The 4,519-nt window shown below is 66.2% G+C and carries 7 protein-coding genes; all 7 read right to left on the reverse strand.

Annotation, left to right across the window (positions count from 1 at the left end; all coding sequences use genetic code 11):
- Positions 1-76: 76 nt before the first annotated feature.
- Positions 77-901: an acyl-ACP--UDP-N-acetylglucosamine O-acyltransferase gene (gene lpxA / locus NTW26_06685; protein ID MCX7021942.1), complete on the reverse strand. Its 825-nt coding sequence runs from the start codon at positions 899-901 to the stop codon at positions 77-79.
- Positions 902-1,399 (reverse strand): 3-hydroxyacyl-ACP dehydratase FabZ, encoded by a 498-nt coding sequence (gene fabZ / locus NTW26_06690; GenBank protein ID MCX7021943.1) that lies wholly within the window; start codon positions 1,397-1,399, stop codon positions 902-904.
- Positions 1,400-1,532: 133 nt separating this feature from the next.
- Entirely contained in the window at positions 1,533-2,123 is a 591-nt protein-coding gene (locus NTW26_06695; protein ID MCX7021944.1) for an HNH endonuclease, read from the reverse strand.
- Entirely contained in the window at positions 2,113-2,265 is a 153-nt protein-coding gene (locus NTW26_06700) for a hypothetical protein (protein ID MCX7021945.1), read from the reverse strand. The genes NTW26_06695 and NTW26_06700 overlap by 11 nt, the downstream gene beginning before the upstream one ends.
- A gap of 92 nt (positions 2,266-2,357) precedes the next feature.
- Positions 2,358-3,203 carry a UDP-3-O-acyl-N-acetylglucosamine deacetylase gene (gene lpxC / locus NTW26_06705; GenBank protein ID MCX7021946.1) on the reverse strand — a complete coding sequence of 282 codons (846 nt, stop codon included), beginning with the start codon at positions 3,201-3,203 and terminating at the stop codon, positions 2,358-2,360.
- On the reverse strand, positions 3,193-4,293 hold the full coding sequence (gene lpxD, locus NTW26_06710) for a UDP-3-O-(3-hydroxymyristoyl)glucosamine N-acyltransferase (protein ID MCX7021947.1): 1,101 nt from the start codon (positions 4,291-4,293) through the stop codon (positions 3,193-3,195). The genes lpxC and lpxD overlap by 11 nt, the downstream gene beginning before the upstream one ends.
- A partial coding sequence (locus tag NTW26_06715) for an OmpH family outer membrane protein (protein MCX7021948.1) occupies positions 4,294-4,519 on the reverse strand: 226 nt, incomplete at its 5' end. It lies immediately after the preceding gene.

Below are 4,519 nucleotides of genomic sequence, written 5' to 3' on the forward strand. Positions count from 1 at the left end.
GGACTAAAGTCCCCGCCCTACATTTCAGATTCGGTGTTACGGATAATGCCCCCGACTCACCAGGCGCGACAATACCCTACGCCTCGCCGCCGGCTCCACGGCCGCCGGTCTCCCACCGGCCGCCACCCTTGACTATCCCCCGGTCCGCGCTCTCCAAAAAAGCCGTCAGCCGCGCGATGTCCTCGTTGGGCTCCAGCTCGGCCTTTATCCTCTCCAGGGCCCCCTTGGGCGCCAGCCCGGAGCGGTAGAGGATGCGGTAGGCCCGCTTGATCAGGCCCACGCGCTCGTCGGAGAAGCCGTGGCGCTTGAGACCGACATCGTTGATCGAGCCGACGTGGGTCGCGGGGTAGTTGTAGACGCGCATGAAGGGGGGGATGCCCTGGGTGACCATGCAGCCGCCGCCCGTGTACGAGTAGGCGCCCACGTGGTTGAACTGCTGTACGCCGGTCAGGCCGCCGATTATCGCGTAGTCATCCACCGTCACGTGACCGGCCAGGGTCGCCACGTTGGCCAGAATCACGCCCGAGCCCACCACGCAGTCGTGGGCCACGTGGGAGTAGGCCATCAAGAGGCACCCCGAGCCCACCTGGGTCCGCATGCTCGCCTGCGTCCCCCGGTGGATGGTCACCCCCTCCCGGAGGGTGTTCGAGTCCCCGATGATGGTCTCGCTCGGCTCGCCCTCGAACTTCAGGTCCTGGGGGACGACGCCGATGACGGCGAAGGGGAAGATGGTGTTGTGTTCGCCGATTTTCGTCGGCCCCTCGATGACGACGTGGCTCTTGAGCACCGTCCCGGCGCCGATGGTCACGCCGGAGCCCACGCACGAGAAGGGGCCCACGATGACGTCTTCGGCCAACCGGGCCTCGGGGTGGACGATGGAGCTGGGGTGGACCAGGGGCATTTACCCCCCCGTTTTCGGTATCTTTTTCCCGTTGCCCAACACCTCGACCCCGCCCTCGGGCACCTCGAAGTAGCAGCTCATGATGCCGGAGACGGTCGTTTTTCCATCCACGGAAGCCCGGGCTTTCATCTTGCACAGACCTCGGTGGATGGTGATTATCTCGGTGTATAGGTCCAGGCGATCGCCGGGAACCACGGTGTGCCGGAGCTTCATGTCGTCGAAGCCCCGCAGGAGGATCACCTGGCCCTCCGTGAGATCGTAGGAGAAGTGGAGGAGGATGCCCCCCGCCTGGGCCAGCGCCTCGACCTGCATCACCCCGGGCATGATCGGCTCGCCGGGGAAATGGCCGGTGAAGTAGGGCTCGTTGTGGGTGACGTTCTTGTAGGCCTTGATGTAGCGGAGCGGCTCGACCTCCACTACCCGGTCCACCATCTGGAACGGGTAGCGGTGGGGCAGCTTGGCGAGGATGCCCTTGATGTCCATTATACCGGGCGGCATGGGTCGCGACCTCCCCGATTTATTGTTCCGGCGGGTGAGGATAATTTTCAAAGTATTTTACCACAAAGGGCGCGCCCTGGGCGGTCCCGGTTTCGTTCCATACGGCGGCGTCCCCTCACGATCTCTTGCGTCTTCATGTCGATGTCTCGAGAGCCGTTAGGGCGGCTCGGTGCCAGCGGGCGATGTACTTGTCGGAGAGGTGCTCGGGGCGAGCCGCGAGGTAGTCGAGGCACCAGCACACAAGGCCATCCCAGGCGTCGTCGGGATCGACGGAGCGCAGCGACCAGCCGAGCTCGCCGAGCGTCCAATTCGACTTCGCAGCGTTTCGGAGCATCGACGTGGTCACCCAGTTGGGCTCGTCGTCGGAACCGCCGCGCGCGACCGGCACCACGTGATCGATGGTCGGGAAGAGCTCCCAATACGCGATGTGGCAATCGCTCATCTTCCAGTTGGGATGAGCAGGAAACTCCTCGGGCATGACCTTCGAGAGCAGTCGCAGGGTCGCAGGAAAAACGAGGCGCGCGCCGGAGTAGCGGTCGGTGAAGCGGTCACGCAAGAACACGCGCATCGACTGAAGCTCCGTGTACTTGCGGCCCGTGTTCGCGTGGCGAATGAAGGGATACTCGGCAACGGCAATCGCTCGCGCGGTGTCGCAATCCTCGCGGAGCAGAGCGCCGCAGACCCGCGCGACGACGTCGGCCGGCCCTAGAACGTCAGCCCGCATCCTTCCAAACCTCCTCGGCGAGCTCGCCGAGCACGCTCGCGAGCTTCCCGTCGAAGACCTTGTTGAAGCGCGCGAAGCCCCCCTGGGACTTGAACTGCCCCCGGTCGAGGGACTCGCGGTCGACGACGGTTTCGATCTTCACTTGTTCGGCGGCGGTCGAGCCACTTCGACTGTGGCTCGGTGAACTTGTGCGCCTTACGAAGCCGCTGGATGGCGCGGTCGGCGGCTCCGGGGTCACATGAGCTCCGCCCGGATTTTACGCGCCAGCCCCACGTTGGTGGTGTGCCCTCCCTTGATGCTGATGACGTGGGCCCGGAGCGTCGCGCCCACCAGGGTGAGGTCGCCGAGGAGGTCGAGGACCTTGTGACGGACGAACTCGTCGGCGAAGCGCAGGTTGTCGTTCAATATCTCCTCATCGCCGATGACGATGGCGCAGGCCAGCGAACCGCCGCGGATCAGCCCGGCGCGGCGCAGGGCCTGGACCTCGTGGAGGAAGCAGAAGGTGCGGGCGGGCGCTATCTCTTCGGCAAACCGACCGTCCTCGACGCTGAAGTCCAGGTACTGGCTTTGCAGCACGGGGTGGTCGAAGTGGAGGGCCAGGGAGACCCGGAGCGGTCCGGGATGCGGCAGGACGAGCATCTGGGCCGTGCCGATGTCATGGACGATGGGCCGTCTGGGCTCCAGGTAGCGCCGCGGGGCGTCCTGCTCCACGCGGCCCGCGTCATTTAACGCATTCGCGAAGGGCAGGGCGCTCCCGTCGGTTACGGGGGGCTCGCTGGAGTCCACCTCGATGACCGCGTTGTCTACCCCGCAGCCGGAGAGGGCACTGAGGATGTGCTCCACGGTGTGGACCTCCACCTCGCCCGACCCCAGGGTCGTGCCCCGGGAGGTGTCCGTCACGTAATCGGCGAGGGCTTTTATCTCGGGCTTCCCGGGCAGGTCCACCCTCCGGAAGAGGTAACCCGTCTCCGCATCGGCGGGCAGGTACCGCATCCGGCAGAGATTACCGGTGTGGAGACCGATTCCCGTCAGTTCCACCGTACGGGCGATGGTCCTCTGCTTTTCCGCGTTATCCGCCACCGCGGGCCTCCAGCTCCGCAATCCGCCTCTCGAGCTCCCCGATCCTCTGCATGAGCGCCCGGTGTTCCCGGCGCATCTCGGGCAGGTCGGAGAGGGCGGCCTCGATCTTGGCCGCGCGTCGAACCGGTCGGGCCGGGGAGCCGAACCAGCGTTCCCCGGCGGGGATGTCGCGGGAGACGCCGGACTGAGCGGTGACGACCACGCCGTCCCCGATCACCAGGTGGCCGGTGATCCCGACCTGACCGGCGAGCTGCACCCGGTCGCCGATGGTGCACGAGCCCGAAATCCCCACCTGCGCCGCCATGGCGCTGTCCTCCCCCACGCTGACGTTGTGGGCGATCTGGACCAGGTTGTCTATCTTGACCCCGCGGGCGATGCGGGTCGGCCCCAACGCCCCCCGGTCCACGCAGGTGTTGCAGCCTATCTCCACGTCGTCGCCCGTGACGACCCAGCCTATCTGGGGTATCTTGTGGAAGCGACATTCGGCGTCGGGCGCGTATCCGAAGCCGTCCGAGCCGATCACCGCTCCCGGGTAGACGATGTTGCGCGCCCCGAGCTCGCACCGCTCCCGGATGACCACGTTGGGGTAGATGATGGAGTCGGATCCCACACGGGTGCCATCGCCGATGTATGTCCCGCTCATCACTACGGTCCGGTCGCCGAGCCTGACGTCGGCTCCGAGGGTCACGTGGGGGCCGACGGCGACCCCCTCGCCCAGTACGGCGGAGGGGTCCACCGAGGCCGATGGGTGCACGCCCGCCGGCGGGTAGGGGATGGCCGGGGCGAACCTCTCGGCGATTCGGGTGTAACCGAGGTAGGGGTTGGGGCAGCGGATGTACGCCAGATTGCCGACGGGCGGCGTCTTTAAGTCTATTATCACCGCCGCCGCCCGGCAACGGGGCAGGAGCTTCGCGTAGCGCCTGTTGGCCAGAAAGGTGACCTGGTCCGGGCCGGCTCCCTCGAGGGTGTTTATCCCGCTCACGCGCAACGAGGGATCGCCCCTCTCCAGGGTGCCTCCGGCGATGTCGGCTATCTCCCCCAGGCTCAGAACCACGTCTCCCCCCATCGAAGGGGTGCCGAGGATTCCCACCTACTCCGCTCCGGCGGCGGTGTTCAGCACCTCGATTATCTCGTCGGTGATGTCGTAGATGTCCTTGCCGTAGATGAGGGCCGTCATGTCCAGGATGAGGTCGTAATCGGTCGTCTGGCCGAGCTGATCAATCGCCGCGTAGATTTTCTCGATGAGCTTGTCCAGCTCCTGCTTCTCCCTGGCCTGAAGGGCCTGGATGGCGCCGTCCCGGAGCTGGCTCGCCTGG

Source organism: bacterium (genome assembly GCA_026398675.1).
Classification (GTDB): domain Bacteria; phylum RBG-13-66-14; class RBG-13-66-14; order RBG-13-66-14; family RBG-13-66-14; genus RBG-13-66-14.

Bases quoted from the DNA above. Each gene is read 5' to 3' on its own strand.
- lpxA (MCX7021942.1), bottom strand. From the start codon at position 901: ATGCCCCTGGTCCACCCCAGCTCCATCGTCCACCCCGAGGCCCGGTTG.
- fabZ (MCX7021943.1), bottom strand. From the start codon at position 1,399: ATGCCGCCCGGTATAATGGACATCAAGGGCATCCTCGCCAAGCTGCCC.
- NTW26_06695 (MCX7021944.1), bottom strand. From the start codon at position 2,123: ATGCGGGCTGACGTTCTAGGGCCGGCCGACGTCGTCGCGCGGGTCTGC.